Genomic DNA, 26,693 nt, shown 5'->3' on the forward strand with positions numbered 1-26,693 from the left:
TCTGTCATGTTGGGGCGGTAGACGTCGGTCTTGCCCTCCCCTTGCCAGGACCGCGCTCCCGATGTTGCTCAACGCGATTCCCGCCGACGAACCCCGCCTTCCGCCCACCAAACGCTACGCAGCACGGCTGGCGACCGCACTCACCAGCGGCGGCGATGCGCGGATCCGCCCCGACGCCGACGGTCGCAACCAATATCATGCCAGCGTGCTGCCGTCGGACGCACTCGCCTATGGCTCGTCGACGATCAGCAGCATCTCGGACCACGCCTTTCATACTCTGCTCGATCGCTGGCATCACGGGCTCGACCGCCCCGTCGCCGCGGGCGATTATGCCGAGGCCCTGGCGATCCTGCGCTTCAAGCTGGTCGAAGCCTTTGGGACGCCGGACACCGCGGTGGTGTTCGCCGCGTCGGGCACCGACCTCGAATATGCGGGACTTGCCGCGGCCCATGACGGGCGACCGGTCACCGCGATCCTGCTCGGGCGCGACGAAGTCGGCAGCGGCTGCGTCCACAGCGCCGCGGGGCGCTTTTTCGCCGACGAGACCGCGACCGGCGCGCGGGTCGTCGCGCAATCGGCGATCGATCCCGCCTTTGCCGGCACCGAACTGGTCGATGTTCCCGTGCGCGACGCCGCCGGACGACCGCGCGCGTCGAGCACCGTCGCCGACGACCTCGCCGCCGCTGCGCAGCGAGCGATCGCAAACGACCGCCGTCCGGTCGTCCATGTCGTCCACGGGTCGAAATCGGGACTGACCCTGCCGGTCCTCGCCGATGTCGAACGGATCGTCGCGGCCTTCGGCGACGCGGTGACGATCGTCGTCGACGCGTGCCAGCTGCGCGTCGCGCCTGCGACGATCCGCCGTTACCTCGCGCTCGGTTGCGTCGTGTTGATGACCGGATCGAAATTCGCCGGCGGGCCGCCGTTCAGCGGCTTCGCCCTGATCCCCGACGCGGTGCGGGCCAGAGCCATGCCGCTTCCCGACGGTTATCGCCGCGTCGCGACGCGCGCCGAATGGCCGGCGGACTGGCCGGGGGCCGATCGTTTGCCGGCGTCGGGCAATTTCGGCCTGCTCCTTCGCCTGCAGGCGGCGATGATCGAGATCGAACGCTTTGCCGCGCTGCCCGCGCCGCAGGTCGATCATATCGCCGCGCGCTTCGGCCATCATGTCGGCCGGATGGTCGCGCGGCTCGAACTGCGCGACGTACTGGACAGCGACGGCAAAGACAGGACCGCGCCCTGCCTCGCCGCCGCGACCCTGCGCACGCTCGACCTCTCCGCACGCTGGAGGACCTGCGATTTCGATCAGGCGCGGGCAATCCATCGCCATATCGCGCGCCAATCGCGCCAATGGTTGGGTCGCGAAATCCGCCTGGGCCAGCCGGTGCGCACGCATAGTCTGGCCGATGGCCGCGCCGCCGGGACGCTGCGGCTTTCGCTGTCGATGCCGATGATGGTCGAGATGGCGACACTCGACGATGCGGCGCTCGACACCCGGTTCGACCGTGACATGGGGCTGATCGGCGCAGCGATTTCCGCCGCGGCGGCGGCAATGGATTCGTCGCGCCCGCCCCAACACGCCTGACCGCGATTCCGACGCCGCAAGGCGCCGAAACGAGTCGAAATCATCGCCGCGCCGTCCGGCTGCCACGGTTCATCGTGAAAATCGCCGCTATTCGGCAGCATTTTTTGCGTGCCGTTCGTTGGCCCTTCACTATGACGAAGAAAATTCCCCTCTCCCGCCCCGCCACGTGCGCGATTGCCGCGTTCCTGGTTCTGTCCAGCCCCAGCGCTTTCGCGCAGGAAACCGCCGCCCCCGTGGCCGAGCCCGTCGCCCCGCCGGTGATGGTGCCGCCGGTCGCGCCGACGACGGCTCCGGCGCCGGCAATGAGCGCCCCGGTCGCCGCACCGACGCAGCCCGCGCCGGTGATCCGCGTTCCCGTCGATATCGAACCCGCTCCCGCTCCGGTCGCCAAGGCGACCCCGCGCGCCGCGCCCAAGGCCGCCGCGCGTCCGACAGCAACGGCACGCACCGCCGCGCCCGAACCGGTTGCAGTTGCGCCCGTCGCGGCTGTCTCAAGTGCAGCCATTCCCGCCGAAGCCGCGGCCAGCACCTTGCCCGTGGAAAGCCTGAACCCGGTTGCGCCGGTGGTCGATCCGGTTCCGACGCCGGTCGCCGATGCGGCCCCCGCCACTGACGGCTTCCCGTGGGAGCTGGCCGGTGGGGCTGCCGCGCTGCTGATCGTCGGCGGTGCCGCGCTGGCCTTCAGCCGCCGTCGCCGGACGCGCGAGGCTTGGGCCGAATCGACGGTCGAATATGCCGATGTTCCGGTCGTCGCACCCATCGCCCCGGCGGTGGCTCGTGGACCCGTGACCACCCCTGCGGGGCCCGCCTATGCGCTGCGCGACGAACAGGTCATCGCGCCCCCCCCGCCAGCCCAGCGCTCGACGCCGGCCTTCGCCGCCGCACCGAGCGGCAGCATGGGACGCCACGAGGCGCTGGCAATGGTCGGACCGACCGCCGACAACCCGTTCCTGACGCTCAAGAAGCGCCTGAAGCGCGCGCGCTTCCATGACCGCAAGGAGCGGATGGAATATGACGGGCTGATGGATCAGCCGCAGGTCGCGCGCCAGCCGGTCAGTGCATGGGAAATCGCCAACCGTCCCGAGCCCGCGCTTGCCAAGCAGACGACGCGCCGCCCCGATCAGGCGCCGCTCTTTCCCGGCCGGCTTCGTCCCGGATACGCCGGCAGCTAGTTAACTGCCTGCGATATCCGGAAACAGAAAAGGGCGGCGCCTCGCGGCACCGCCCTTTTCCTATTCCAACCCGCGCCCCGACGAAGGGGCCCGGACAAGAGCTTACTTCAGTTCGACGGTACCGCCGGCAGCGAGAATCTTCGCCTTCAGCTCTTCGGCTTCCGCCTTGTTCACGCCTTCCTTGATCGGCTTCGGCGCGCCTTCGACGAGCGCCTTGGCTTCGCCAAGACCCAGGCCGGTGATCGCGCGGACTTCCTTGATGACGTTGATCTTGTTGCCGCCGTCACCGGTCAGGATGACGTCGAATTCGGTCTGCTCTTCCGCAGCCGGGCCGGCAGCGGCAGCGGCCGGAGCGGCAGCAACAGCAGCGGCAGCCGAAACGCCCCACTTTTCTTCGAGCAGCTTCGACAGGTCAGCCGCTTCGAGGACGGTCAGGGTCGACAGTTCTTCAACGATCTTTGCAAGATCAGCCATGTTCATTCTCCATCAGAGCCGGGATGTCCCGGCAGTAGTTCAAGGGGTTAGTTCGAAATCACGCTGCTTCTTTGGCGGCATATGCGCCAAAAACCCGCGCCAGCTGGCCCGCCGGGGCTGCGGCAATCTGCGCAACCTTGGTGGCCGGAGCCTGCACCAGACCGATGATCTTGGCGCGCAGCTCGTCGAGCGAGGGAAGCGAAGCAAGCGCTTTGACGCCATCGACGTCGAGCACCACGTCACCCATGCCGCCGCCAACGATCTCAAGCTTGTCGTTGGTCTTGGCAAACTCCACCGCGATCTTCGCAGCCGACACCGGATCGGTGGAGGTTGCGAGCGCCGTGGGACCGGTCAGCAGTTCGCCGATGCCGGTGTAGGACGTGCCGTCGAGCGCGATTTTGGCAAGACGGTTCTTCGTGACGCGAAAGTCGGCCCCGGCATCACGCATCTGCTGGCGCAGCACCGTCGACTGAGCGACGGTCAGACCCAGGTTGCGGACGACCACAACCGAGGCAGCTGACGACAGCGTAGCGTTCAGCGAGGATACGGCTTCGGCCTTTTCCGTACGATCCATGCCTATACTCCACTCTGTGCCCGGTACCGCGCGCAAGCACGCGCCCGCCGGGCGGCTAAAACACGCAAAGGCGGCAGCAAGCCAAAGCTCGCCTGTCCTTTGCGCAACGATGTCCGATGGGGTCGGTCAAGCCGCGTCACCTGAAACCAGGCGGGCGACCGATAAAGACTGTTCCCCGTCTCGGCTGGAAATTAAGAAGGACATATTCCCTTCACCAACTGTCTCGGACGGAATCGCCGCTGCCGGGGCAGCGACAATGTGCGGTGGCCAATAGCGCCGACGCCGGGGAAGTCAAGGTGCGATGCGCCGCCCGGTCGGCGCCGTTCCCCGCCCGGGACGGCAAGTGAGCAGCCAACCCCAAGACAAGCCTCCTTTAATCTGATAAGTTGTCACAACTTGATGTCACTCCCCCCGTGCATCTTCCATGTCGACAGGAGGGATCATTGGGTTTTTCGGATATGTTCGGCGGTCGACGTGCGGCACAAAAGCTCGCCGACGACCTCGACGCATTGCAACAGATGAAGCTGAAACACGGGGACAACACACGCCCCGAACTGGAACGGCGCGCCGCCGATCGCGGCCTGAACGGCCGGGACCGGCGCCACTGGCAACGCCTGCTGGCACTGGCCCGGGAAGAAGGCCTTTGACGCCTCGCGGCGCATCGGTTCACAAAAGCCGCAGGATCATGTCCGGAAAATTTGCGGACGCCCCTTGTGTAGCCATTCATAAGATATATCTTAGAGCTATCGGAAATAGCTCTAAGGACCATATGATGTTTTACGGAAAGATAGAAGGACGCGGCTGCGGCATGCGCCACGCGATGCACAACGGCGGACACGGACGGGGCTTCGGCCATGGACGCGGCTTCGGCGGTCGCCACGGACATGGAGGCGGCGACGATGGCCGCCGGTCGCGGCGGCGGATGTTCGACAGCGGCGAACTGCGGCTGGTGCTGCTCCGGCTGATCGCCGACGAACCGCGCCATGGCTATGACCTGATCCGCCGGATCGAGGAACTGGCCGGCGGGGCCTATGCCCCCAGCCCCGGGGTCATCTACCCAACCCTCACCCTGCTCGACGACATGGGCCAGATCGCCGCGCAGCAAAGCGAAGGCGCCAAGAAATTGTTCGCGATCACCCCCGATGGCGCAGCCGAACTCGACGCGAACAAGGATATCGTCGACGCGCTGCTCGCGCGGCTGGCCGAGGTCGGCGAAGAGCGGCAGCGGACCGATGGCGGATCGGTCCGCCGCGCAATGGGCAATCTGCGCCAGGTGCTGCTCAATCGGCTCGGCGACCGCGACATCGACGAGGCAAAGCTGCACGAAGTCGTCGCGCTGATCGACGAAGCCGCGCAGAAGATCGAACGGCTGTAAGGAGCGACGGATATGACGATATCGGCAACCGCCAGCGTGCCCACCGCGCATGCCGGCAAATATCTCCAGCAACTGTGCAAGCATTGGCAGCACAACCTCGCGGTCGAATTCACCGCCGACCATGGCACCGTGACCTTTCCCAAGGACGCCCGCGGCGCCGAGTGGCCGGGCGACGGGCTGGTGACCTTCGATGCCGGCGCGGATGCGCTGGCGGTCCGCATCGATGCCAGCATCGACGGCCAGCTCGAGGGTTTGAAGGGTGCCGTGGCGCGCCACCTCGATCGCTTCGCCTTCCGCGAAGCGCCGCTGACGTTCGACTGGCAGGCGGCCTAGACCCGAAATATCGTTTTTCGATAATATCGATTGACGATAAGAACGACTCGCAATATTGTTCTTCGATAAACAACCTATCGGAGAACGATATGCCCGCTCAACATTCCACATTGCTCGGGGTCACCCGCGGCCTGCTCTGGCTCATGCTGGGGCTGGTGGCGGCGGCCACCGTGCTCGTGCTCGTCGTCGGCATCGCGCTGATCGCCGCCTGGCCCGACGTGATGGTCGAGCTGAAGAACAGCAAGGTCTTTGTCGACCCCGGCATCATCCAGTCGCAACTGCTCTGGATGATGGCCGTGCTGGCGGCGATCCTGGCGGTCGCCGTCTATGTGCTGCGCCAGTTGCAGGCGCTGGTCGCCAGCGCCGCGACCGGCGATCCCTTCGTCCCCGCGAATGCTCGGCGCCTCCGCCGTATCGGCTGGGGCCTTGTCGCGGCGCAGCTGCTGGCGATCCCGCTCCACATGATCGCGAGCAGCGTCGCGGCGGCGCACAGCGAATTTGCCGGCATGGGCGGGCTGTCGCTGAACAACATCCTCGCCATCCTGCTCGCCTTCGTCCTCGCGGCGGTGTTCGAACAGGGCGCGGCGATGCGCGACGAGCTGGAAGGAACCGTGTGATGGCGATCGTCGTGAAACTGGACGACCTCCTCCACGCCAAGCGGATGACGCTAACCGACCTGTCCGAGCGCATTGGCATCACGCTGGCCAATCTGTCGATCCTCAAGACCGGCAAGGCCAAAGCGATGCGTTTTTCGACGCTCGATGCGATCTGCACCGAACTCGGGTGCCAGCCGGGCGACCTGCTCGTCCATGAGGCCGATGGCTGACCGCGCGGGAACGCAAATCCCGCTCCGGCGTTGAGAGGAAAGGCGGTCGCTTTCGGCCGCCTTTCGCATGTGCCGAGAAAGGAATTTTTGTGACCGATGCCCAGGGGCTGCTTTGCCCGACCTGCCGCGTGAATCTGACGATGTCCGAACGGCAGGGGATCGAGATCGATTATTGCCCGCAATGCCGCGGGGTCTGGCTCGATCGCGGCGAACTCGACAAGATCATCGAGCGCAGCGAAGCCGCGACCGCGCCGCAGCAGCAGGCCGCGCCACCTCCTCCGCCGCAGCCGCAATATCGCGAGCAGGACTATCGCGGCGGCGAGCGCGGCCATGACGACCGCCACTATGGCAAGCCCTACAAGAAGAATTACAAGAAGAGCTTCCTGAGCGAGCTTTTCGACTGACGATCAGCCCGCGACGGCATTTCGCCGGGCATAGAGGAAATAAACGCCCAGCCCGGCGATATTCCAGATGAAGAACCAGATCTGGGTCTGCGCCGGCAGGCTGAAGAACAGATAGATGCAGCCGAGCACCGCGATGCCGCCGACCACCCAGGGCAGCGGCGTGCGGAAGGTGCGCGGCGCATCGGGCGCGCGGACACGCATGATCAGCATGCAGACCGAAACGGCGGTGAAGGCCGCGAGCGTGCCGGCATTGGCGAGCGCGGCCAGCTCGTCGAGCGGGATGAAGCCCGCGAGTACCGCGACGACAAGGGCGGTGAAGATGGTGATGCGCACCGGCGACCCACGCGACGACAGCTTGGCGAGGCCCTTGGGCAGCAGGCCGTCGCGCGCCATGGTGAAGAAGATGCGGCTCTGGCCGTAGAAAAACGCGAGAATGACGGTCGGCAGCGCGACGACCGCCGAAACGCCCAGATAATAGGCCGCGTTCGGGCTGCCCAGATCGCGCAGGATCAGCGCCAGCGGCTCGGGACTGTTGGCGAATTTGCTGTAGGAAATGGCGCCGACCGCCGCGACCGCCACGGCGACATAGATCAGCACGCAGACGATCATCGACCCGACGATGCCGATCTTGAGGTCGCGGTCGGGGTCTTTCGCTTCCTCGGCGGCGGTCGCGATCGCATCGAAGCCGTAGAAGGCGAAGAAGATGATCGCCGCCGCCGCCATCACCCCGCGCTCTACCCCGTCGGGACCGATATGCTTGGCAAAGCCATAGGGGCTGAACGGTTCGAGATTGGCGGCGTCGAAGGCGGGTAGCGCCACCGCGACGAATACCGCCAGCGCGATGATCTTGACGACGACGAGGATCGCATTGACCGTCGCGCTTTCGCGGGTGCCGAACAGCAGCATGCCCGCGACGAGGGCGATGATCGCGATCGCCGGCAGGTTGACGATGCCGCCAAGTTCGGGACCCTGCATCAGCGCCATCGGGACGTCCGCCCACGCTTGTAGCAGCGGCGCCGCATAGCCCGACCAGCCGACCGCGACCGCGCTGACCACCAACGAATATTCGAGGATCAGGCTCCAGCCAACGATCCAGGCGATGAGTTCGCCGATCACGACATAGCTGTAGGTATAGGCGCTGCCCGACGCGGGGATCATCGTCGCCATTTCGGCATAGGCGAGCGCGGCGCAGGCGCAGATCAGCCCCGCCACGGCAAAGGACAGGATGACCGCGGGTCCCGCCTTGTCGGCACCGACGCCGATCAGCGTCAGGATGCCGGTGCCGACGATCGCACCGACGCCCAGAGCGACGAGATGCGGCCAGCCGAGCGTGCGCGCGAGCCTGTGCCCCTCCTGCTGTTCCGGAACGATGGTTTTGCGGCGCAGCAGGCTGTCGGTCATTCGGGCTCCCCTATTTTCGTTGCTTGTGAAACGGGATCGGGGAGAAGGCAAGCGGAGCCGTCAGCCCGGGCGCGCCACCCTATGAGCACGCGCCGCCAGCCCCGCCGCCAACAGCACCGCCAGCGCGTAAGCGAGCGGCGCCGACCACAGGACCACCCGCGCCCCGGCGACCGCGCCGGCAACCAGCGCAGCCCACAGCCAAAGATGCGCGAGCCAGCGCCCGTCGCCCGTACCCCGCAGCGCATTGGCGATCTTGTGCCCCATCTGCACCAGCGTGCCGGTCATGTAGGTGACGCCGACGACGGCGCCGTCCTGCCCCTCGATTGCGGCATTGACGACCCCCATGGCGAAGGCGAGGCAAAGGACGGGCGGCCAGCCCGGAAGGATGGAACGCAATCCGATCGCCAGCACGAGCAGCAGCGCGACGAGCGCGAGCACGCAAGGCGACCGCCGCGAACCGGCACGCGCGGCAACGAGCGAGCCCGTCACCACCCCCGCGACGAAGGTCGCGATGATGCCGCCCGCGACCATCGCCGCTTCGCTCCATTGGGCGAGACCGACCGCCAGCCGGGTCGAATTGCCCGTCATGAAGGATACGAAAAAGCCCGACGACTCCACAAAGCCGATCGCATCGACGAAACCGGCGAGGATCGCGATCCCAACCGCCAGATGCTGATGGGTGCGGTCGAAACGGATCATCGCGTCAGAGCAAAGCCTCGATCGCCTCGGCCAGTTTCGCATCGCGCTCCGACAATCCATCAGCATCGTGGGTTGTCAGCAGGATGTCGACGCGGTTGTAGACGTTCGACCATTCGGGGTGATGGTCCATCTTTTCGGCGATGATCGCAACGCTGGTCATGAAACCGAAGGCTTGCGCAAAATCGGCGAACTTGAAGCGGCGGGTGATCGCATCGCGCTGCGGCTCGTGTGTCCAGTCGGGAAAGCGCGCCAGCAGGGCATCGCGCGCGGCATCGTCGAGTTTCTGGATCATCGCTTCGTCTCCCCGCTGGTAATGGCGCGATGCTCCCCATAAGGAAGGGCGCGATGAGCGACAAGACCGCCCTTTCCTCTCTTCCTCCCGGCTGGACCGGCACGGCACCCGATACCGACGCGCTGTTCGCGATGGCCGAGGCGGCGCTGGACAGCCTGCCCGCCGTGTTCGCGCCGCATATCCGGGATGTGGTGATCGCGATCGAGGAGTTTGCCGACGACGACGTGTTGAAGTCGCTCGACATCGAGCATCCTTACGACCTCACCGGCCTCTACGAAGGCCGCCCGCTGACCGAGCGCAGCATCGACGCGAGCGGCGGCATGCCCGACCGCGTCACCCTGTATCGCATTCCCATCCTGGTCGAATGGATCGAGACCGGCGAGAAACTCGACCGGCTGGTGCGCCATGTGCTGATCCACGAAATCGGGCATCATTTCGGTTTCTCCGACGACGATATGCACGCGCTCGAGGATATGGCGTGACAGTATTGTTGCGGTTCGACCGGGTGGCGTGCATCCGCGGCGACCGGCTGTTGTTCGAAGAGCTGTCGCTGGCGCTGGCGCCCGGCGAGGCGCTGTGGCTGCGTGGCCCCAATGGCGCGGGCAAGTCGAGCCTGATCCGCGTTGCGGCGGGGCTGCTGCGCGCTGCGGCGGGAACGGTGGAGCGCTTCGGCCGGGTCGCGCTGATCGACGAGGCCGCGGCACTCGACGCCGAACTACCGCTGCGCCGGGCGCTCGATTTCTGGGCACGGGTCGATACCGTCGACGGTCATACGGTGGATCGCGCGATGGAGGCGATGGCGCTGCATCCGCTGGCCGAGGTGCCGGTCGCGATGCTGTCGACCGGACAGCGCAAGCGCGCCGCGATGGTCCGGGTGATCGCCAGCGGGGCGCCGATCTGGCTGCTTGACGAGCCCGCCAACGGCATGGACGATGCGGCGCAGGCGCGGCTGGTCGCGGCGATTGCGATGCATCGGGCCAATGGCGGCGCGGTGATGCTGGCGTCGCATTTCGCGCTGGGCGTCCCCGATCTGGCCGACCTCGACATGGGGGCGCGGGCATGACGATGCTGATCGCCCTGTTCTGGCGTGACCTGCGGCGGGCATGGGGTAGCGGGGCGCTGTGGCTGCCGGTGCTGTTCTTCCTGCTTGTCGCCACTGCCTTTCCCTTTGCGGTCGGCCCCGATGCCCCTTTGCTCCAGCGCGCGGGCGGCGGGATGGCATGGGTTGCGGCGCTGCTCGCGGCGCTGCTGCCGATCGACCGGCTGGTCCGTCCCGACCGCGATGCCGGGGTGCTCGACCAGCTCGCGGTGCGCGGGGTCGCCGACGAGGTGATCGCGGCGGTGAAGATCGGCGCGCATGCGGTCGGCTTTGGCCTGCCATTGCTGATCGCTCTCCTCCCCGCCTCGGCGCTGCTGGCGCAGGATGCGGGGCGGATGGAGACGCTGGCGACGGGGATCGCTATCGCCATCCCCGCCCTCGCCTCGCTGGCGGTGCTGAGCGCGGCGCTGACTGCGGGTCTCAAGGGCGGAAGCGCGATCGGCGGGCTGCTGGTGCTGCCGCTGGCGGTGCCGCTGCTGATCTTTGGCGCCGGCATGCTCGACCCGTCGGGGCGCGGGGCGATCAAGCTGCTGGCGGCGGTGAGCCTGTTGCTCACGGCGATCGGGCCGTTTGCGGCGGGCGCCGCGTTACGAGGCTTGCGCGAATGACAAACGCCGGCGGATCGCGAAAAATCGGCCCGGTTTGGCCTTAAAGCCACAAAAGCCCCGCATGGCCGCGTCGGAATTGTATCCTTTGTGGCTTTAAGCGGGCGATGGAGGACGGGCGTCGTTGCGGGGTTCGGCGGGATAGGCGAGACGGCCATCTGGCAGGGTAGATCATGGCCGAATAAATTAGGAAAGCGGTTTTTGGCGCTGCAGTGACGATGACTGCTCTCGACCGTTTGCGGACGTTGCGGCTTACGCATATGTTGGAATGTCGGAGGCGTTTGCCACCCAAATGGATTTCGGAAATTGTAAATGAAAATCAGAACGCGATATGTAAATTACTTAATATTTTTCATAATATCTATGTTATGTATTTTCTTATCTTTCGACATGCTCAAAGATTTTTTTAATAATGGCTTTGTAGATGTAAACAAAGTTACCGACGCATTGATTGGCATTTCTTTGTTTTTATTGGGTGCGCTTTTTATCAATGCTGTAAGCTTTTTAGTGGATGGGATTTCTAAAGAGCGCTAGCTACATTGATCGGCGCGAGCAAGGTCCGCTTTCCACCCCAAAGCGGCCTTTCGCGCATAAGAAAAGGGCCGGAGTTTCCCCCGGCCCTTCCCTAAATCGTTGCGGTGCCTGAAATCAGGCGCCGGTGACGTCGGCCGTATCGACCTTGACGCCCGGACCCATCGACGACGACAGCGCGATCTTGCGGACGTACTTGCCCTTCGCGCCGGCCGGCTTGGCCTTGACGATCGCGTCGACGAAGGCGTCGAAGTTCTGGCGGAGCTTTTCCTCGCCGAACGACAGCTTGCCGAGGCCGGCGTGGATGATGCCGACCTTTTCGACGCGGAATTCGATCTGACCGCCCTTGGCGGCCTTCACGGCTTCGGCGACGTTCGGGGTCACGGTGCCCAGCTTCGGGTTCGGCATCAGGCCCTTCGGACCCAGCGTCTTACCCAGACGACCGACGATGCCCATCATGTCCGGCGTCGCGATGACGCGGCCATAGTCGAGGTTGCCCGCGAGCATGTCTTCCATCAGGTCTTCGGCACCGACCTTGTCGGCGCCGGCGGCGAGCGCCTTGTCGGCATTGTCGCCGCGCGCGAACACGGCGACCTTGACGTCCTTGCCGGTGCCGGCAGGCAGCGTGACAACGCCGCGGACCATCTGGTCGGCATGGCGCGGATCGACGCCGAGGTTGATCGCGACCTCGAGCGTTTCGTCGAACTTGGCTGAGGCCAGTTCGCGAACGGTCTTGATCGCTTCGTCGACGGCGTGAAGCTTCAGCGCGTCAACCTTGCCCTCGAGGGCCTTCTGCTTCTTGGTCAGCTTTGCCATCGGATCAGCCCTCCGTCACTTCGAGGCCCATCGAGCGCGCGCTGCCCTCGATGATCTTCGTTGCCTGTTCCAGATCGTTCGCGTTGAGATCCTTCATCTTGATCTCGGCAATTTCGGCGAGCTTCGAGCGCGCGATCTTGCCACCGCTGATCTTGCCGGGTTCCTTCGAGCCCGACTTCAGGTTCGCGGCCTTCTTGATCAGATAGGTCGCCGGGGGCGTCTTGGTGACGAAAGAGAAGCTCTTGTCGGCAAAGACGGTGATGATGGTCGGGGTCGGGGTGCCCTTTTCCATGGAATCGGTCGCAGCGTTGAACGCCTTGCAGAATTCCATGATGTTGACACCGCGCTGGCCGAGTGCCGGCCCGAGCGGCGGCGAGGGGTTTGCGGTCCCTGCCGGAACTTGCAGCTTGATGTAGCCGCTAATCTTCTTAGCCATGATGGCCTCCTATCTTTCTGTCGACTTTCCCGAGGGAAAAGCCTCAAAATTAGCGGTCAAGCAGAAGGGCATCACCCCTTCCTCCCGCGCGGAATCACGCCCGTGTCTGGCGCGAAGCGGCGCCGTTAGACGGAAACGGGCGGAAAGGCAAGGCTTTTGGGGGCGCCCCTCTCCCATCGGGAGAGGGTTGCGAAGGCTTGGCAGCTTGCTGCCTAGCCGAAGCTGGGTGAGGGTTTCAGCGACGATCACCCTCACCAAGGCATCCTAGCCAGCAAGCTGGCAAGTCTGCCTATCCTCTCCCGAAGGGAGAGGAAAAGAAGGTCAGCCCTGCGGAACGAGGCGCAGCAGCCCCTCCTGCACCGCCGATGCGATCAGCGTGCCGTCGCGGCGATAGATCGAACCGCGATTGATGCCGCGGCTGCCGCCCGACCAGTCGCTGTCCATCACATAGACGAACCATTCGTCGACGCGCACATCGTCGTGGAACCACATCGCATGGTCGAGGCTGGTCGAAAACAGGCCGGGGGTCGACCAGTTGAGTCCGTGCGGCAGCATCGCCGACGACAGCAGCCCCATGTCCGACGCGAAGGCGAGGAAACCCTGATGGACGAGCGGGTCGTCGCCGATCGGCGCGGCGGCGCGAAACCATTGATAATGCTGTGTCGCCTTCGCCGAAGCGGGCGGGCGATAGTTGCGCAGTTCGAACGGACGGCGCCGCGCCATATGGTTGAACGAATCCTCCGACACATTCGGGTCGGCGGCGATCGTTTCGAGGAAATCCTGGCACTCTTCGGGCGGCAACAGATCGGGCATCGCGACCTGATGCGCGAAGCCCGGCGTCGGTTTCTGGAACGAGGCGGTGAGGTTGAAGATCACCTTGCCGTCCTGGCGCACCACGACGCGGCGGTTGGCGAAGCTGCGCCCGTCGAAGTCGCGGTGAACACGGAAATGCAGCGGCTTGGTCTCGTCGCCGCCGCGCAGGAAATAGGCGTGCAGCGAATGGACTCGCTTGTCGGGATCGACGGTGCGCGCGGCCGCGACCATCGCCTGCGCGATCACCTGACCGCCGAAGATGCGGTCGCGCGCGGTGGTTGCGAGCGCGGGAAAGGTGAATTCGTCTTCGACCCCGGGCACGGCATCGAGGTCGAACAGACGCGCGACGGCACCCACCACGTCGCCGACATCGACGCTGGCGTTGATCGCGCGGGCACGGTCGATGCGGGCCTGAATCGCGTCGGGAGTCAGCCCCATAAACCTGTCCGTTCCTGAAGGAGAGCGACGGCGCGAGCCGTCACTTCATGCGCTCAACCTGCTCGAAGTCGAGTTCGACCGGGGTCGCACGACCGAAGATCGACACGCTGACCTTGACGCGTGCCTTTTCGAAATCGAGCTCCTCGACCAGCCCGTTGAAGCTGGCGAAGGGACCGTCGAGCACCTTGACCTGGTCGCCGATTTCGTAATCGACGCGGATTTCCTGCTTCGGACGGGCCGCGGCCTCTTCCTTGCTGTTCAGGATGCGCGCGGCTTCGGCTTCGCTGATCGCCTGCGGCTTGCCCATCGAACCGAGGAAGCCCGTCACCTTCGGGGTGTTCTTGACGAGGTGATAGACGTCGTCGGTCATCGTCAGCTTGGCAAGGACATAGCCGGGGAAGAATTTCCGCTCGGCCTGCACCTTTTTGCCGCGCTTGACCTCGGTGACGGTCTCGACCGGGACCTCGACCGATTCGACGAGTTGGGTCAGGCCCATGCGCTCGGCTTCGGCGATCACCGAATCGCGGACCTTGTTCTCGAAACCCGAATAGGCGTGAATGATGTACCAGCGCGCCATGTCTATACTATCCCTGTAAGCCTGCGCGGATCAGCGCGCGAGCGACGTCAGCCAGGTGACGATCGCGTTGAAAACCGTGTCGACGCCGAGGAAGAAGAACGCCAGGATCGTGGTCATGATCAGCACCAGGATCGTCGTCTGCATCGTCTCGCGGCCCGTGGGCCAAACGATCTTGCGCGCTTCATCCTTCACCTGATTGATGAATTGGCTCGGGCTGGTCTTCGCCATGATCGTCCTAATCCTCTAAGCGTCCGAATATCGGGCAGATGGGTTGCCGCCCGCCGCGCGTCAACCGTGCTTTGGGCAATAGTCCGCCCACCCTCCCCGAGCATGTCGGCGAAAGGCGGAAGGAAAACGGCGCATCTGTCCGAATGCTGCGGCCTTTACTTGCGCCCGGGAGCGATTGCAAGTCAAAGGCGGGGTGCGGCGTGGGACATGTGGCGGCGCATGAAAAGCAACAGCACGATCATGATCGCCCAGCTGGCCACCGGCTGGAACACGAACAGCAGATGCAGCGCGCCCGCCGACGCCTTGCCGTCCTGCGGATCGAAACCGACGAAGCCGAGCAGCGCATAGCTGACCGCGATGGCGGCGGCGACGCCGAACTTCTGCATCAGGTTCAAAAGCGCGAACAGAAAGGCCGAGCGGCTGCGCCCGCAGCGCGCCGCATCGCGCGGGACGAGGTCGGCGAGCATCGAATAGATGAACAGCAGGCCGACGAAGCCGGTCCCGAGCAGCAGCGAGAAGCCCGCCGCCTGCGCCAGCCCGCGCGGTTGCTGCGCCAGCGTCGCGAGCAACAAGCCCGAAATCAGCAGCGCCATCGCGATCATCGTCACCGGCTTGCCGAACCGACGCGCGAGGAAGGTCCACACCGGCGAGGCGATGGCGCCGCCGATGAAGCTCGCGAACAGCAGGATCGCACTTTGCGCATCGAGGTCGAGCACCGCGGCGGCGAAAAAGACGAAGAGCGAGGTCAAGGATCCGAAAGCGAAGCTGTTGAGGAACTGGACCCCGAACAGCAGCATCAGCGGAGGAAACCCTAGCGAAACGCGAATCTCGTTTCGCCAGCCGATCCCCGGTTCGGCGACGATGGTGCGCGGCGGCACGCGCCCGATCGCGAACAGCGCGATCGGCACCATCACGAGGAACAGGCTGGCATAGGCCATGATCCGTCCCTGCAGACTGATGCCCGGCATCGCGATCTGCGCCGCCGCCGGGGCGGCAAAGGCGGCGATCAGCGCGATCTTCGCGAACCAGTCGCGCATGCCATAGAGCAAGGCGCTGTCGGCGGGCGAACGTACCAGTGCCGAACCCCACGACAATTGCGCGACCTCGTAGAGGCTATAGCTCGAATAGAAGAGCACCATGATCAGGAACAGCGCCGCGAACGGCAGGCTGTCGCCGACCGTCACGATCGTCACGAGCAACAGCGCCAGCGGCACCAGCGCGAGCAGCATCCAGCGCCGGTGCGCGCCGAGCCCGGTGCGGACGCGGTCGATCATCGTACCGATCAGCGGATCGACCACCCCGTCCCAGATGGTGGTGAGCGAAAAGAGCAGCCCGACGAGGCCCACCGCGATGACGCCGCCTTCGGCGATATAGGGCGGCAGATAGACGCTGAACGGCAGGCTCAGGATCGCGGTCGGCCCCGCAGTTGCGGCATAGGCGGCAACGGTGCGCGGGCGCAGCGACGCCTCGGGCGCGTCGCCGGCCGGCGCGGGAATCCCGGAGACGGACGGCGCCGTCGAAGCCTGCTGCTCTGCCACGTCGCCTTGTCTCCGATCCCGCCGCGAAGCTTTCAGCAATTGACACTCATGTCAACAAACGAACGATGCCCTTTTCGATTGCCGTGCCCGGCACATCGGCCCACATGTCGATGAAAATATCGGGCGCATGTGTTTCATTCCGGGGGGATCAACCATGTCCGACGCCGCCAAGGCCGCGATCACCAACATCTTCGTCCTGATGCTGGAAAATCATTCGTTCGACAATATGCTCGGCCGGTCGGGGATTCCCGGGCTGCGCGTCGCGCCGACGGACGCCAGCAACAGCTATGACGGGCAGACCTACAAGGTCAAAAGCCCTGCCCCCTGGTGCATGACCACCGATCCCGGCCATGAATATCTCGACGCGCTGCAGCAATTGTGCGGCGCGGACGCGTTCGGCCGCTTCGTGAAGAAATGCCGCAAGGAGGCGCGCGACTTCATCGAATGCGCGGGTTGCAGCTATCCGCCGGTCGACAATTCGGGCTTTGCCAGCAGCTATGCGACATCGGTTAGCGAGGACACGGGGACGCCGCAGCCCGGCGATATCGGCGACATCATGGCCTGTTTCGACACGCCGGTGCAATTGCCCGTCCTGTTCACGCTGGCGACCGAATTCGCAGTGTGCGACGCATGGCATTCGGCGCTGCCCGGCCCGACCTGGCCCAACCGTTTCTTCGTCCATGGCGCCTCGTCGTCGGGCATGAACATCAGCCCCAGCTTCGGCGACGAGGCCGAATGGGAAGCGTGGCGCGGACTGGGTTTCGAATATGCCAATGGCTCGATCTACGACGCGCTCGATGCCAGGCAGCATCAATGGAAGCTGTACCAGGACAAGGACAATGGTTTCAGCGACCGGCCGTCGCACTGGGATCAGGGCGGCTGGATTTCGCAGGTCGCGGCGATCAAGAACATCGGCCTCGAGCGCATCGATAACCTCACCAAATTCGCGGACGACATCAACGCGCGGGATCACGACGGCAAGCCGAGCTACATCCGATACCCCTATACCTTCATCGAGCCCAATTTCGGCGCCAGCTTCTTTTCGCCGCAACCCGGCGGCGACGGCAAGGGGCCGCGCTACACGGGGGGATCGTCGCAGCATCCCGAGGATAACTGCTATGGCGGCGAGGGGCTGATCAAATATGTCTATGAGACGATCCGCAATTCGCCGGTCTGGGAGACCAGCCTGCTGATCATCGTCTATGACGAGCATGGCGGCTTCTATGACAGCGCGGGGATCCCAGAAGCGGCCGAACCCGGCGACCATATCCATGCCAAAGACCGCAAGCTCAACGAATATTGCTTCGATTTCAGCGTTCTCGGCGTCCGCGTCCCGGCGGTGATCGTGTCGCCCTGGATCGCGAAGGGTCATGTCGATCACACCCGCTATGACCATAGTTCGGTGATCGCCACGCTGACGCGCAAATTGGGCATGGGGCCATTGACCAAACGCGATACCGCCGCCGCCGACCTGTGGCCGCTGCTGACCGAAAGCGCGCCGCGCAGCGATTGTCCGACGACGCTGCCCGACCCGGTCCTCCCGCCGCAGGGAAGCGACTATGAGACCGGCGCGGCGCCCGACAATCGGCACGAACAGCCGCTGCCGCGATCAGGCAATGCGGTCGGTTTCCTGCATGTGCTGCTCAAGACCGAGATCGAACTCGCGCAAAAATGCGGCGGCCGCGCAGCCGAGGACATCATCGCCGATTTCCGGAAGATCGAGACCCACGCCGATGCCAGCGCCTATGTCGGCAAGGTGAAGGCGATGCTCGACGCGCTATAGGGTTGGCCAAGCGGCACCATCCCTAGACGGACGACTTCTGCGCGAAACCCAGCGTCTAACTGCGATCGATCGTGGCGTGCAGATAGGGGCTTTCGCCGGTGACGCATTTGGCGCCTTCCGAAATTCTGACTTCCTTCAGGATTGCCCATATCTGCCGCGGCTTTAACGGCCGCTTTGCACCAACCTTTCCACCGGCATTCCACGCCGGTCGTGGAGGCAAACAGTCGAATTCTGACCTACCCACGATCGTTCTCCTGTGACCAAAATGGCCAAAAAGGAAACGCATGGATCAAGCCGATTGGCCGATTGGAGACGGTCGGCTTTCAGATACGCAGACCTGAAAGCCGACCGTCCAAGCATCAAAGCTCTGTTCTTTCGTATCATGTCACCACTTATAGCGCAGTGATCCGACAATGGTGCGCGATGCACCGAAATAGCAGCTGTTGGTGAACGGACAGGCCGATACATGGCGCTTGTCGAACAGGTTTTGCGCGTTCACTGCGACGCTGAGGCCGTCGAGCGACGGAATGGCATGGCCAAGGTCATAAGCGAACATCGCATCGACCAGCGTGAAACCCTTGGTCTTGAACATTTCGAAGGTCGTGACGCTGTTCACGACTTTGTAGCTCGTCGAGCCCCAGGAACCGCCGACATAGCGGAACCCGCCGCCGAAGCTCAGCCCGCCGAGCGGCCCCTCGCCCGCCGCTGCCTTACCGAAATCGTAGGAAAGGAAAGCCGAGGCCTGCCATTCGGGAACACCGAGCGCAGGCGTACCCGTCGTCGACGGCGTGCCGCTGGTGCCAAGCCGGGTCAGCGTCGGTGCCACAGCCGCGACGGCCGGCGTACCCTGCGTGATCTCCGCGTCGGCATAGGTGCCGGCAAAGATCAGGTCGAGACCGGGCCGCAGCTCGCCGCGCGCTTCGAGTTCGACACCACGGATGCGCGTCTCGCCGATCTGGACCTGCGAGTTGGCCGGACGGCCGCCGGTGCCCGCCAGCGGATCGCCCACCGGTACATTCTGCCGCTTCAGCTCATAGGCCGACAGCGTGAAAAGCGCACTCAGGCCGTTTGGCTGATATTTAAGGCCGGCCTCATACATATTACCCGTGGTCGGCGAGAAGGGATTGCCCAAATAGTCGGCGCCCGCCTGCGGCTCGAAGGATTCGGTGTAGCTCAGATAGGGCGAGAGGCCGAATTCGAACGCGTAGAGCGCTCCGAAACGCATGGTGAAGGCGCTCTGCGACAGCGGCGTGAGCAGGCGGTTCTTCTTGTTGAGCGTGCGCTGCTCGTACCAATCCCACCGGCCGCTTGCGATCAGATGGAGGCCACCGATCGTGACCTGGTCCTGAATGTAGAGGCCGGTCTGGTCGCGGGTCGTGTAAGTGTTCGCATAGGCTGCCGACAGAAGTTTGAGATCAAGGCTCGGCATCGTGCCGCCATAGACGGGAGCGAACAGGCTCAGGTTCGGAATGCTCGTCAGCGGATTGGCGGTCTGCCCGGTGTTGAACTGCTGGAAATTTTCCCCGGTGATCCGCAGGTAATCGAGGCCGACCAAGATGTCATGCTCGATACCGCCCGTATTGAATTTCGCGTTCAGGCTGTTGTCTAGCGTCAGCGTATCGAAATCCTCGTCGGCACCGCCGCCGCCGCGAATGATCGTGCGATAATCCGTGTTGACGTTGAGCCCGCTGCCCGTCGTTGCGAACCCTCCGACATAAAGCTGGCGATAACTCAGCTTGTTGTTCTGGAACCGGAAATTCGACCGGAACGCCAAATGTTCATTGAACTCGCGACGGAACAGCAACGCCACCGATTTCTGCTTGTGGTCATAGACCTCATAGGACGGATCACCGGTGTTGAGGTGCCGGTCGAGCAGCCCGTTCGGGTTCGGCAAGACGCTCCCGTAAGCCGGGACGCCCGAGTAGCCGCCGCCCGACGGCGCATGCTGGTAAACAGCGATCAGCGTGATGCTGGTCCGGTCGTCTGGGACGAAGGCGACCATCGGGCTGATGTGATATCGCTCGCTCTCGGTCATATCGGTGAACCCGTCGGCCTTCTGCCACCCGCCGACGATGCGTACGCGCCATTTGCCATCGGCATCGAGCGGCTGGTTGACGTCGCCGACGAAGCGCAGGCTGCTGTAGTTGCCGACCTGACCTTCGAAGCGGCCCGACGCTTCGGCTTCGGGCTTCTTGCTCGACAGGTTGATAAGGCCGCCCGGCGTCCCGTTGCCATAAAGGACCGAGGCCGGCCCCTTCATGATGTCGATCTGGTCGATGCGATTGAAATCGGTCTGCGGCGTCGAATAGGGCCCGGCGATCAACCGCATGCCGTCGAGGAAAAGCCCCGGTGCGAAGCCGCGCAGGTTCATTTGGTCATACCGCGACACGGTGCCACCGCGCTGGTTGGCCGCCACGCCCGAGACATAGCCGACCGCCTGGTTGAGCGAGATCGCGTTGCGGCGCTCGATCTCCTCGCTGTCGATAACCGTGATCGTCTGCGATGTTTCGATAAGCGGCGTTCCTGTCTTAGTCGCCGATGACACGCTGGCCTCGCGCAAACCGGTCACGACGATCGTATCGCTGGAGCTTTCGCCCTCCGCGGCCGCCTCTTCGGCAAACGCCGTCTGCGGACCAACCAGCATCGCGGCGGCCAGTGCCATCCACGATAAATTTGACCGCGCGATACGCGCGCTTACCTGCTTCGACGTCATTGACTACCCCTTGTTGCTATTGATATCGATTCGCAGTTGCGACTAGTCGCAGAAACTGCTTAGGGCAACCCACAGTCGAACAACGCAGGAACACGGGGGCAAATGGCGGGCTCACTTCTGAACGGCAGCCGCATGGCGGCGCGGACGATTACCGCCATCGTCGGCGGCTATGCGGCGACCGCCGGGAGCGTTTCACTCCTTGCGCGTGTCCTGCCGATCGACCGTGCCGAAGCGACCATCTGGGCGATGACCTTGTCCTTCCTCCTTTACGCCGCGATCATCCTCTGGGCCTTCCACGAGACCCGATTGCTGCGTGTCACCGGGGTAATCTGGGGAACCGCAATCGGTTCGACCGCTGGTGTGTTTCTGCTGGGGCCGGCCCTATGAAGAAGCCCCGCGCCGATACGACGCCGGGCGTTCGTCAGTCGATGGCCTGGATTCACGGCTGGCTCGGCCTGATTGCGGGCTGGATTCTCTTCGCAATGTTTCTCACCGGGACCGCGAGCTATTTCCGTCCGGAAATCACGCGCTGGATGCAACCAGAGATCGAGCTTGCGCGAGTCGCGCCGGCCATCGCCGCCGATACCGCCGTCGCTCATCTTCAAAAGATCGCGCCATCGGCCGAGCAGTGGTTCATCACGCTTCCCGACGAACGCACGACCGCGACACGCATCTTCATCCGCGACCGGCCCGATCCGAATGCGAAGCCGGCGCCGCGGCGTCCAGAAATGCGCCTCGACCCGGGGAGCGGCGAGGAAGTAACCGCGCGCGAGACGCGCGGCGGCGAGCATTTCTATCGCTTCCACTTCCAGCTCCAGATTCCCCATCCATGGGGCCGCTGGCTCGCGGGGCTATGTGCAATGGCGATGCTGACCGCGATCATTTCCGGCGTGATCACGCACAAGCGGATCTTCGTCGATTTCTTCACCTTGCGCTGGAGCAAGGGCCAGCGCAGCTGGCTCGACGCGCATAATGCCTCGGCAGTGCTCGCCTTGCCGTTTCACGCGATGATCACCTACACCGGTCTGATCACGCTGGTCGCAATGTATATGCCCTGGCCGATCGCGGCGAACTACAAGGATCCGGCGACCTTCGAGGCAGCCGTCTTCGGCGCCGAACCCGATGCAGAATATTCGCGGCGCTTCATGCCCCTGACGCCTGTGGCCCCGCTCGTGGCGGACGCGTCGCGCGAATGGGGCGGCAGGCCGGCGACGATGACGGTGCGCAACCCCAATGACGCGACGGCGACGATCACCCTGTTCCAAAGCGCGAAGGACCAGCTGAATGCGCGCGGCGGATCGATCGTCTATTCGGGCGTCGACGGCCGAAGGCTATCGGCCTCGCCTCCCCCCGGTCCCGGCGCTGAAGCCGCCGGCGTCATGCTGGGCCTCCACATGGGCAATTTCGCCGGGCCTATACTGCGCTGGACCTACTTCCTCCTCGGGCTCACCGGCACGGCGATGGTCGGCACGGGTCTGGTCCTGTGGACGGTGAAGCGAAAGCGGCCGAACGCCGCGCCCTTCTTCGGGCTTCGGCTGGCCGAACGATTGAACGTCGGCGCGATCGCCTGTCTGCCGACAGGCATAGCGGCTTTCCTTCTCGCCAATCGCCTGCTTCCGGCGTCCATGCCCGGAAGAGCCGACATCGAGGTCAACATCATGTTCTGGACATGGTTCGGGCTTGCCGCTGCCGCCTGCATGCGCCCGATCCGCCGCGCGTGGACCGAAACGCTCGCGTTGGCGGCGATCGCTTTCCTGGCCCTTCCGATCGTGAACGCACTAGCCACGACGCGCGGACTGCTGACGTCGTTCCAGAAGGGCGATTGGCTGTTCGTAGCTTTCGATCTGGCAATGATCGCAACTGGCGCGCTCCTCGGCTTCGCCGCGTGGCGGTCAGCTCAAGGTTCCCTTGCTCCCGTCCGGCAACGCAAGCGGGCTTCCAACGCCGTGCAGCTCATCAAGGAAGCAGCAGATGCAGCTTGAGCCCTTCCTGCTGAGCTATGCGGGGTTCGCAAGTATCGCCCTGACAACGCAGCGCATCCGGCGCAATATCGCCGTGCCGAATCTCCCTAAGATCGGTGCATTGCGTATTCTCGCCGTAACCCTGCTGTCGCTCGCGGCATGGCGCGCCGTCGAACATTTCGGCCCGGAAAAGGGTTGGGTCGCCTTCGTCGGGTTGCTGTGCCTCTCGGCAGTCCCGCTCGTCCTCATGCTGTCTCGATGGCCGAGGGCTGGCGTGACCGCGGGAGCCGCGGCGGCGATCATCGGATTGAGCACAATGCTGGTCAATCTCGCTGGATGATAAGATCCGATTGGCCGGTTGGAGACTGTCAGCTTAAGAGAGCGTACCAGCGAAAACGGGCGGAACCCCACGCGTCACAATTGCAACATGAGAGCAAGGAGCAGAAATCTGAGGGCAAGGAACGAGCGGTAGCAAAGCGGCGAGATAACACCCGGAGACTGCCCCCATGTCCACCAAAGCGCTCGCTCCTTCTGATCACCACGACGGTGGCTTCACCGAGGACATGGAAAGACTAGAGCGGCTTCGCCTCGGTCGCAGGCGGGCCCTGGGACTGATGTTCAGCGCAGGTGGCGCCGCCCTTGTGGCGGGATGTGGCGGCGGAAGCTCTGGGTCCAGCACCACGACGCCTGTCACCGTGACTCCGACTCCGACACCAACGCCCACCCCGACGCCCACACCCACGCCGACTTCAACCTGTACCGCCTATGCAAGCGAGACGAACGGTCCCTATCCTGCTGACGGCACCAACACCTCGTCGGGATCGACGTCGAACGTTCTGACCGTCAATGGCGTCACGCGTAGCGACATCCGTTCGAGCTTCATCGGGTCCGCCGCCGCCGCGCCAGGCGTGCCCGTGACCTTCACGATCACATTGGTCGACGCGAACAACAGCTGCGCCGCGCTAGCAGGCTATGCCATTTACATCTGGCACTGTGACCGCGACGGCCGCTATTCGCTCTACGACCTACCTGCTGAAAGCTATCTGCGCGGGCTTCAGGTCACCGATTCGAACGGCCGGCTCACTTTTACCACCATCTTCCCCGGCTGCTACGCCGGACGTTACCCGCATATCCACTTCGAGGTCTTCACCAGTTCGACGAATGCGACCAGCGGCCGCTTCGCACGGCTCATTTCGCAATTCGCGTTGCCGTCGGCGGCTTGTACGACGGTCTATGCCTCGACCGGCTACAGCTCGAGCCAGAGCAATTTCCGTTCGGTGTCGATCGCAAACGACAATGTGTTCGGCGACAACAGCGCGGCGCAGATCACAGTGATGACGATGGCCATGAGCGGGGACGTCACCAGCGGCTATACCGCGACCGCTACGGTGGGCCTTGCAACCTGACACGCTTCGCCTCCCCCGTGGCGAACGCTTCATTCCTGCCGATCCTTCTGATAGGCTCGGCGGGAATGAAGCGAAAGGCGACGGGACTTTGGACCAGAAAACGCGCGTCCTGATCGTCGACGACGACGCGGCGATCCGCTCGCTCATGGCCGACTTCCTCTCCAGCCACGGCATCGAAGTCGCGACCGGTGCCGGCGCTCCCGATCTCTACGCGGCCCTCAAGGCCGGACGTTTCGACACAATCGTGCTGGATGTGATGATGGCCGGCGAAGACGGGCTGACGGCGCTCTCGAAGCTGCCAATCGCCGACCGGCCGCCGGTTATCCTCGTGTCGGTCCTCGGCAACGATGTCGACCGGATCGTGGGGATCGAACTCGGCGCCGACGATTATCTCGCCAAGCCCTTCAATCCACGCGAACTGCTCGCACGCATCCGCGCGCTGGTCCGGCGGAGCAAAGTTCGCCAAGCGGGGGCAGATGGCGGGACGACGTGGCTGTTCGGCGACTGGACGCTCGACGCAGCTCAGTGGCTGCTGACAGCGCCGGGCGGCAGCGACGTTGCTCTGACCCCCGGCGAGTTCCGGCTGCTACTCGCTCTCGTCGAACAGCGCGGTCGGCTGGTCGATCGCGACAGGTTGCTTGCGGCGACGGGCGGTGAGGAGACGGAAGTCTTCGACCGTTCGATCGATGTTCTTCTGAGCCGTCTCCGGCGAAAGCTCGCCGACCATGGTGGCCGCGACCTCATCCGCACGGTGCGCGGCGAAGGCTATCAGCTCGCCCTTCCGGCCCGCGTGGCCGACTGATCATGCGCAAACAGCGCACCATCCTGTTCCGGTTGTCGGGACTGGTCCTTGCAGCAATCCTGATCATGGCGTTACTGTCGATCGCGGTTGCGTTCTTCAGTCCGCCACCCTTCCGGCCGCCGGTACGCACAGCCGACCTGATCGCGGCGTTTAGCGATCCGGCAGCGCCGCAAAGAATGGGCATGCGCGATGTCCGCTTCGCCGACGCAGTTACGCTCCCATCACCCAATGCTGGCGAGCGCTGTGACGCGCCACTCTCGGCAGCGCTCGCGCAATCGATCGGGCGGACACCCTCCGATGTTCGCCTTTGCGTGTCGGCCTCCGAGCATGGCTCGCGCGGCGCGACGGTTCCCGACGAACTTCGCGATCGCTTTTCGCTGGCAATCCGGCAGGGGAATGGCTGGCGCGTTGCCAGCTTACCGCCGCCGCCGATGATCACCAGTTGGCATGTGACGACCCTCGGCTGGCTGATGCTGGCGGGAACAATCCTTTTCGGCCTTTGCCTGCTCGTCGTCCGCTCGATCACCCGTCCGTTGCGGCAACTTGCCAACGATGCGCGCGAGGCCGGAATCGACGGCCCGGCATTCCAGGCCGACGCGGCCGCCCCTGTAGAGGTCGGGCAGCTCGCCGCAGCGATTGCGGGGATGCGCAGGCGCCATTCCGAGCTCATCACCAACCGCGCCGAACTGCTCGTCGGCATCGCGCATGATCTGGGAACACCACTCACCCGGCTGGCCTTTCGGATCGAAGCCCTGCCCGACACGGCGCGCAACGCCGCACGGGCCGACATCGCGGAGATGCAGAAACTGATCGCGTCCGCGCTTGAATTCGCTCGCGGCCGTGAACGCGAGGTCGAACCGATAGCGCTGGACATGCTGCTTGCCGACCGTGCAGCCGTGCTCGGAACCGACGCGGAGCCGGTGACTTTACTTTCAGCCGAGCCGCTGGTCGTTGCCGCGAACCTGGTCGATCTTATGCGCGTGATCGACAATCTGGTCGTCAACGCACAGCGATATGGCGGCGGCGCAGAGCTTTCGCTTCGCCGTGTCGGCGCGATGGCGGAGCTTATGGTCCGCGATCATGGTCCCGGGATCGATCCCGCCGCAGCATCGCACTTGTTCGATCCGCTCTATCGGGGCGCCATCGAGGGTGCCGACGAGCGCCAGTCGATCGGCTTTGGTCTTGGCCTAGCCATCGTCCAGTCGAACATCGAAACGATGCGCGGCACAATCAGCGTTACGAACCATCCCGAAGGCGGCGCCTTATTCAGCGTCCTCGTTCCGCGGACCCAATAGCTGGCCATGGCCGGAAGCGGAAAGTCAGCTTTCGGCGTAGGCGTTGGGAAAGCTGACATTGCCGGAGTCCGAGCTTCGTCTCAGAAAGGGAGTCTCGCTGCTAGGCGGTGTGATCACAGACTATCTTCGCCGCCCCTCGATGAGTCCGTCGACGAGGCTGGGGTCGGCCAGCGTCGAGGTGTCGCCGAGCGAGGCGAAGTCATTCTCGGCGATCTTGCGCAGGATGCGGCGCATAATCTTGCCCGAGCGCGTCTTGGGCAGGCCCGGCGTCAGGTGGATATGGTCGGGGGTGGCGATCGGGCCGATTTCCTTGCGCACCTGCTGCTTGAGGGCGGCGACCATGTCTTCGGTCGCCTCGATCCCGGCGTTGAGGGTGACATAGGCGTAGATGCCCTGGCCCTTGATGTCGTGGGGGAAGCCGACGACCGCGGCCTCGGCGACATCCGCGTGGAGGACGAGCGCGCTTTCGACCTCGGCGGTGCCCATGCGGTGGCCCGACACGTTGATGACGTCGTCG

32 protein-coding genes are annotated in these 26,693 nt (G+C 64.4%); 19 read left to right on the plus strand and 13 right to left on the minus strand.

Features of this window, described 5'->3' with window-relative positions:
- The first annotated feature begins 61 nt into the window (after window positions 1–61).
- Both ASD67_RS14340 and ASD67_RS14345 read left to right on the plus strand, forming a co-directional pair.
- Entirely contained in the window at window positions 62–1,585 is a 1,524-nt protein-coding gene (locus ASD67_RS14340; protein ID WP_056348356.1) for a hypothetical protein, read from the plus strand.
- 233 nt (window positions 1,586–1,818) lie between these two features.
- Complete coding sequence (locus ASD67_RS14345; protein ID WP_056348359.1) at window positions 1,819–2,757, plus strand: hypothetical protein; 939 nt, start codon at window positions 1,819–1,821, stop codon at window positions 2,755–2,757.
- A 102-nt stretch (window positions 2,758–2,859) separates the two neighbouring features.
- On the opposite strand, the gene rplL is transcribed toward ASD67_RS14345, so the two are convergent.
- Together rplL and rplJ are read right to left on the minus strand one after the other, a co-directional pair.
- On the minus strand, window positions 2,860–3,231 hold the full coding sequence (rplL, locus tag ASD67_RS14350; RefSeq protein ID WP_056348362.1) for a 50S ribosomal protein L7/L12: 372 nt from the start codon (window positions 3,229–3,231) through the stop codon (window positions 2,860–2,862).
- Between the two features lie 58 nt (window positions 3,232–3,289).
- The gene (rplJ, locus tag ASD67_RS14355; protein WP_056348365.1) at window positions 3,290–3,805 is read right to left on the minus strand and encodes a 50S ribosomal protein L10; all 516 of its coding nucleotides are present in this window, start codon (window positions 3,803–3,805) and stop codon (window positions 3,290–3,292) included.
- Between the two features lie 443 nt (window positions 3,806–4,248).
- On the opposite strand from rplJ, the gene ASD67_RS23115 reads away from it, so the two are divergent.
- From ASD67_RS23115 to ASD67_RS14385, 6 genes are all read left to right on the plus strand, one after another.
- On the plus strand, window positions 4,249–4,452 hold the full coding sequence (locus ASD67_RS23115; RefSeq protein ID WP_156377715.1) for a hypothetical protein: 204 nt from the start codon (window positions 4,249–4,251) through the stop codon (window positions 4,450–4,452).
- Window positions 4,453–4,613: 161 nt separating this feature from the next.
- A complete protein-coding gene (locus ASD67_RS14365) occupies window positions 4,614–5,180 on the plus strand; it encodes a PadR family transcriptional regulator (RefSeq protein ID WP_056348583.1) in 567 nt (188 codons plus the stop codon).
- Window positions 5,181–5,192: 12 nt separating this feature from the next.
- Window positions 5,193–5,513, plus strand: coding sequence for a DUF2218 domain-containing protein (locus tag ASD67_RS14370; RefSeq protein WP_056348371.1), 321 nt, complete (start codon window positions 5,193–5,195; stop codon window positions 5,511–5,513).
- Between the two features lie 89 nt (window positions 5,514–5,602).
- Window positions 5,603–6,130 carry a DUF2975 domain-containing protein gene (locus ASD67_RS14375; RefSeq protein WP_082545059.1) on the plus strand — a complete coding sequence of 176 codons (528 nt, stop codon included), beginning with the start codon at window positions 5,603–5,605 and terminating at the stop codon, window positions 6,128–6,130.
- On the plus strand, window positions 6,130–6,339 hold the full coding sequence (locus ASD67_RS14380; RefSeq protein ID WP_056348377.1) for a helix-turn-helix domain-containing protein: 210 nt from the start codon (window positions 6,130–6,132) through the stop codon (window positions 6,337–6,339). The genes ASD67_RS14375 and ASD67_RS14380 overlap by 1 nt, the downstream gene beginning before the upstream one ends.
- 140 nt (window positions 6,340–6,479) lie before the next feature.
- Window positions 6,480–6,743 carry a TFIIB-type zinc ribbon-containing protein gene (locus ASD67_RS14385; RefSeq protein WP_056348586.1) on the plus strand — a complete coding sequence of 88 codons (264 nt, stop codon included), beginning with the start codon at window positions 6,480–6,482 and terminating at the stop codon, window positions 6,741–6,743.
- A gap of 3 nt (window positions 6,744–6,746) precedes the next feature.
- On the opposite strand, the gene ASD67_RS14390 is transcribed toward ASD67_RS14385, so the two are convergent.
- Genes ASD67_RS14390 through ASD67_RS14400 form a run of 3 tightly spaced genes read right to left on the minus strand, consistent with a single transcriptional unit; the run spans window position 6,747 to window position 9,135 of the window.
- Complete coding sequence (locus tag ASD67_RS14390; protein WP_056348379.1) at window positions 6,747–8,144, minus strand: amino acid permease; 1,398 nt, start codon at window positions 8,142–8,144, stop codon at window positions 6,747–6,749.
- Between the two features lie 60 nt (window positions 8,145–8,204).
- Entirely contained in the window at window positions 8,205–8,843 is a 639-nt protein-coding gene (locus ASD67_RS14395) for a YoaK family protein (RefSeq protein ID WP_056348382.1), read from the minus strand.
- A 4-nt stretch (window positions 8,844–8,847) separates the two neighbouring features.
- Window positions 8,848–9,135, minus strand: a complete 288-nt coding sequence (locus ASD67_RS14400; protein WP_056348387.1) for a 4a-hydroxytetrahydrobiopterin dehydratase — start codon at window positions 9,133–9,135, stop codon at window positions 8,848–8,850.
- Between the two features lie 53 nt (window positions 9,136–9,188).
- On the opposite strand from ASD67_RS14400, the gene ASD67_RS14405 reads away from it, so the two are divergent.
- The 4 genes from ASD67_RS14405 (at window position 9,189) to ASD67_RS23120 (ending at window position 11,373) form a co-directional block, all read left to right on the plus strand.
- Complete coding sequence (locus ASD67_RS14405) at window positions 9,189–9,617, plus strand: metallopeptidase family protein (protein WP_056348390.1); 429 nt, start codon at window positions 9,189–9,191, stop codon at window positions 9,615–9,617.
- Complete coding sequence (ccmA, locus tag ASD67_RS14410; RefSeq protein WP_056348393.1) at window positions 9,614–10,198, plus strand: heme ABC exporter ATP-binding protein CcmA; 585 nt, start codon at window positions 9,614–9,616, stop codon at window positions 10,196–10,198. Before ASD67_RS14405 ends, ccmA begins: the two co-directional genes overlap by 4 nt.
- A complete protein-coding gene (locus ASD67_RS14415) occupies window positions 10,195–10,842 on the plus strand; it encodes a heme exporter protein CcmB (protein ID WP_056348396.1) in 648 nt (215 codons plus the stop codon). Before ccmA ends, ASD67_RS14415 begins: the two co-directional genes overlap by 4 nt.
- A gap of 387 nt (window positions 10,843–11,229) precedes the next feature.
- Window positions 11,230–11,373 (plus strand): hypothetical protein, encoded by a 144-nt coding sequence (locus ASD67_RS23120; protein ID WP_156377716.1) that lies wholly within the window; start codon window positions 11,230–11,232, stop codon window positions 11,371–11,373.
- Between the two features lie 114 nt (window positions 11,374–11,487).
- Here the strand turns inward: ASD67_RS23120 and rplA are convergent, their stop codons facing one another.
- From rplA to ASD67_RS14445, 6 genes are all read right to left on the minus strand, one after another.
- Complete coding sequence (gene rplA / locus ASD67_RS14420; protein ID WP_056348398.1) at window positions 11,488–12,186, minus strand: 50S ribosomal protein L1; 699 nt, start codon at window positions 12,184–12,186, stop codon at window positions 11,488–11,490.
- Window positions 12,187–12,190: 4 nt separating this feature from the next.
- Window positions 12,191–12,622 (minus strand): 50S ribosomal protein L11, encoded by a 432-nt coding sequence (gene rplK, locus ASD67_RS14425; protein ID WP_056348400.1) that lies wholly within the window; start codon window positions 12,620–12,622, stop codon window positions 12,191–12,193.
- 321 nt (window positions 12,623–12,943) lie between these two features.
- Window positions 12,944–13,873: an acyl-CoA thioesterase gene (locus tag ASD67_RS14430; protein ID WP_082545062.1), complete on the minus strand. Its 930-nt coding sequence runs from the start codon at window positions 13,871–13,873 to the stop codon at window positions 12,944–12,946.
- A 40-nt stretch (window positions 13,874–13,913) separates the two neighbouring features.
- The gene (nusG, locus tag ASD67_RS14435) at window positions 13,914–14,450 is read right to left on the minus strand and encodes a transcription termination/antitermination protein NusG (protein ID WP_056348403.1); all 537 of its coding nucleotides are present in this window, start codon (window positions 14,448–14,450) and stop codon (window positions 13,914–13,916) included.
- Window positions 14,451–14,480: 30 nt separating this feature from the next.
- Window positions 14,481–14,678 (minus strand): preprotein translocase subunit SecE, encoded by a 198-nt coding sequence (secE, locus tag ASD67_RS14440; protein WP_056348406.1) that lies wholly within the window; start codon window positions 14,676–14,678, stop codon window positions 14,481–14,483.
- A 182-nt stretch (window positions 14,679–14,860) separates the two neighbouring features.
- The gene (locus ASD67_RS14445; protein ID WP_056348409.1) at window positions 14,861–16,216 is read right to left on the minus strand and encodes an MFS transporter; all 1,356 of its coding nucleotides are present in this window, start codon (window positions 16,214–16,216) and stop codon (window positions 14,861–14,863) included.
- 154 nt (window positions 16,217–16,370) lie between these two features.
- Here ASD67_RS14445 and ASD67_RS14450 point away from each other — a divergent pair, with 154 nt between their 5' ends.
- Window positions 16,371–17,999 (plus strand): alkaline phosphatase family protein, encoded by a 1,629-nt coding sequence (locus ASD67_RS14450; RefSeq protein WP_056348411.1) that lies wholly within the window; start codon window positions 16,371–16,373, stop codon window positions 17,997–17,999.
- A gap of 385 nt (window positions 18,000–18,384) precedes the next feature.
- Here ASD67_RS14450 and ASD67_RS14455 read toward each other — a convergent pair whose 3' ends face one another.
- Complete coding sequence (locus ASD67_RS14455) at window positions 18,385–20,661, minus strand: TonB-dependent siderophore receptor (protein WP_162248584.1); 2,277 nt, start codon at window positions 20,659–20,661, stop codon at window positions 18,385–18,387.
- 153 nt (window positions 20,662–20,814) lie between these two features.
- On the opposite strand from ASD67_RS14455, the gene ASD67_RS14460 reads away from it, so the two are divergent.
- The 6 genes from ASD67_RS14460 to ASD67_RS14485 all read left to right on the plus strand — a co-directional run bounded on the left by ASD67_RS14460 (window position 20,815) and on the right by ASD67_RS14485 (window position 26,176).
- Window positions 20,815–21,099 (plus strand): hypothetical protein, encoded by a 285-nt coding sequence (locus ASD67_RS14460; protein WP_056348419.1) that lies wholly within the window; start codon window positions 20,815–20,817, stop codon window positions 21,097–21,099.
- Window positions 21,096–22,694, plus strand: a complete 1,599-nt coding sequence (locus ASD67_RS14465) for a PepSY-associated TM helix domain-containing protein (RefSeq protein WP_056348422.1) — start codon at window positions 21,096–21,098, stop codon at window positions 22,692–22,694. Before ASD67_RS14460 ends, ASD67_RS14465 begins: the two co-directional genes overlap by 4 nt.
- Window positions 22,684–23,013, plus strand: coding sequence for a DUF3325 family protein (locus ASD67_RS14470; protein ID WP_056348423.1), 330 nt, complete (start codon window positions 22,684–22,686; stop codon window positions 23,011–23,013). Before ASD67_RS14465 ends, ASD67_RS14470 begins: the two co-directional genes overlap by 11 nt.
- 355 nt (window positions 23,014–23,368) lie before the next feature.
- Complete coding sequence (locus ASD67_RS14475; RefSeq protein ID WP_235535685.1) at window positions 23,369–24,079, plus strand: dioxygenase family protein; 711 nt, start codon at window positions 23,369–23,371, stop codon at window positions 24,077–24,079.
- Between the two features lie 88 nt (window positions 24,080–24,167).
- Entirely contained in the window at window positions 24,168–24,881 is a 714-nt protein-coding gene (locus ASD67_RS14480; RefSeq protein WP_056348430.1) for a response regulator, read from the plus strand.
- 2 nt (window positions 24,882–24,883) lie between these two features.
- Complete coding sequence (locus ASD67_RS14485) at window positions 24,884–26,176, plus strand: sensor histidine kinase (protein ID WP_056348433.1); 1,293 nt, start codon at window positions 24,884–24,886, stop codon at window positions 26,174–26,176.
- Window positions 26,177–26,296: 120 nt separating this feature from the next.
- Here the strand turns inward: ASD67_RS14485 and ASD67_RS14490 are convergent.
- On the minus strand, window positions 26,297–26,693 hold a 397-nt coding region (locus ASD67_RS14490), incomplete at its 5' end, for an AMP-binding enzyme (protein ID WP_443028041.1).

This window comes from Sphingopyxis sp. Root1497 (assembly GCF_001427085.1).
Taxonomy (GTDB): domain Bacteria; phylum Pseudomonadota; class Alphaproteobacteria; order Sphingomonadales; family Sphingomonadaceae; genus Sphingopyxis.

Coding starts and splice junctions, on each gene's coding strand:
- rplL (WP_056348362.1), bottom strand. CDS start 3,231: ATGGCTGATCTTGCAAAGATCGTTGAAGAACTGTCGACCCTGACCGTC.
- ASD67_RS14395 (WP_056348382.1), bottom strand. CDS start 8,843: ATGATCCGTTTCGACCGCACCCATCAGCATCTGGCGGTTGGGATCGCG.
- ASD67_RS14390 (WP_056348379.1), bottom strand. CDS start 8,144: ATGACCGACAGCCTGCTGCGCCGCAAAACCATCGTTCCGGAACAGCAG.
- ASD67_RS14465 (WP_056348422.1), top strand. CDS start 21,096: ATGAAGAAGCCCCGCGCCGATACGACGCCGGGCGTTCGTCAGTCGATG.
- ASD67_RS14485 (WP_056348433.1), top strand. CDS start 24,884: ATGCGCAAACAGCGCACCATCCTGTTCCGGTTGTCGGGACTGGTCCTT.
- ASD67_RS14385 (WP_056348586.1), top strand. CDS start 6,480: ATGTCCGAACGGCAGGGGATCGAGATCGATTATTGCCCGCAATGCCGC.
- ASD67_RS14400 (WP_056348387.1), bottom strand. CDS start 9,135: ATGATCCAGAAACTCGACGATGCCGCGCGCGATGCCCTGCTGGCGCGC.
- ASD67_RS14430 (WP_082545062.1), bottom strand. CDS start 13,873: ATGGGGCTGACTCCCGACGCGATTCAGGCCCGCATCGACCGTGCCCGC.
- ASD67_RS23120 (WP_156377716.1), top strand. CDS start 11,230: ATGCTCAAAGATTTTTTTAATAATGGCTTTGTAGATGTAAACAAAGTT.
- ASD67_RS14365 (WP_056348583.1), top strand. CDS start 4,614: ATGCGCCACGCGATGCACAACGGCGGACACGGACGGGGCTTCGGCCAT.
- ASD67_RS14450 (WP_056348411.1), top strand. CDS start 16,371: ATGTCCGACGCCGCCAAGGCCGCGATCACCAACATCTTCGTCCTGATG.
- ASD67_RS14340 (WP_056348356.1), top strand. CDS start 62: ATGTTGCTCAACGCGATTCCCGCCGACGAACCCCGCCTTCCGCCCACC.
- ASD67_RS14470 (WP_056348423.1), top strand. CDS start 22,684: ATGCAGCTTGAGCCCTTCCTGCTGAGCTATGCGGGGTTCGCAAGTATC.
- rplJ (WP_056348365.1), bottom strand. CDS start 3,805: ATGGATCGTACGGAAAAGGCCGAAGCCGTATCCTCGCTGAACGCTACG.
- ASD67_RS14460 (WP_056348419.1), top strand. CDS start 20,815: ATGGCGGGCTCACTTCTGAACGGCAGCCGCATGGCGGCGCGGACGATT.
- ASD67_RS14380 (WP_056348377.1), top strand. CDS start 6,130: ATGGCGATCGTCGTGAAACTGGACGACCTCCTCCACGCCAAGCGGATG.
- rplK (WP_056348400.1), bottom strand. CDS start 12,622: ATGGCTAAGAAGATTAGCGGCTACATCAAGCTGCAAGTTCCGGCAGGG.
- ASD67_RS14405 (WP_056348390.1), top strand. CDS start 9,189: ATGAGCGACAAGACCGCCCTTTCCTCTCTTCCTCCCGGCTGGACCGGC.
- nusG (WP_056348403.1), bottom strand. CDS start 14,450: ATGGCGCGCTGGTACATCATTCACGCCTATTCGGGTTTCGAGAACAAG.
- ASD67_RS14375 (WP_082545059.1), top strand. CDS start 5,603: ATGCCCGCTCAACATTCCACATTGCTCGGGGTCACCCGCGGCCTGCTC.
- ASD67_RS14370 (WP_056348371.1), top strand. CDS start 5,193: ATGACGATATCGGCAACCGCCAGCGTGCCCACCGCGCATGCCGGCAAA.
- ASD67_RS14455 (WP_162248584.1), bottom strand. CDS start 20,661: ATGGCACTGGCCGCCGCGATGCTGGTTGGTCCGCAGACGGCGTTTGCC.
- secE (WP_056348406.1), bottom strand. CDS start 14,678: ATGGCGAAGACCAGCCCGAGCCAATTCATCAATCAGGTGAAGGATGAA.
- rplA (WP_056348398.1), bottom strand. CDS start 12,186: ATGGCAAAGCTGACCAAGAAGCAGAAGGCCCTCGAGGGCAAGGTTGAC.
- ASD67_RS14415 (WP_056348396.1), top strand. CDS start 10,195: ATGACGATGCTGATCGCCCTGTTCTGGCGTGACCTGCGGCGGGCATGG.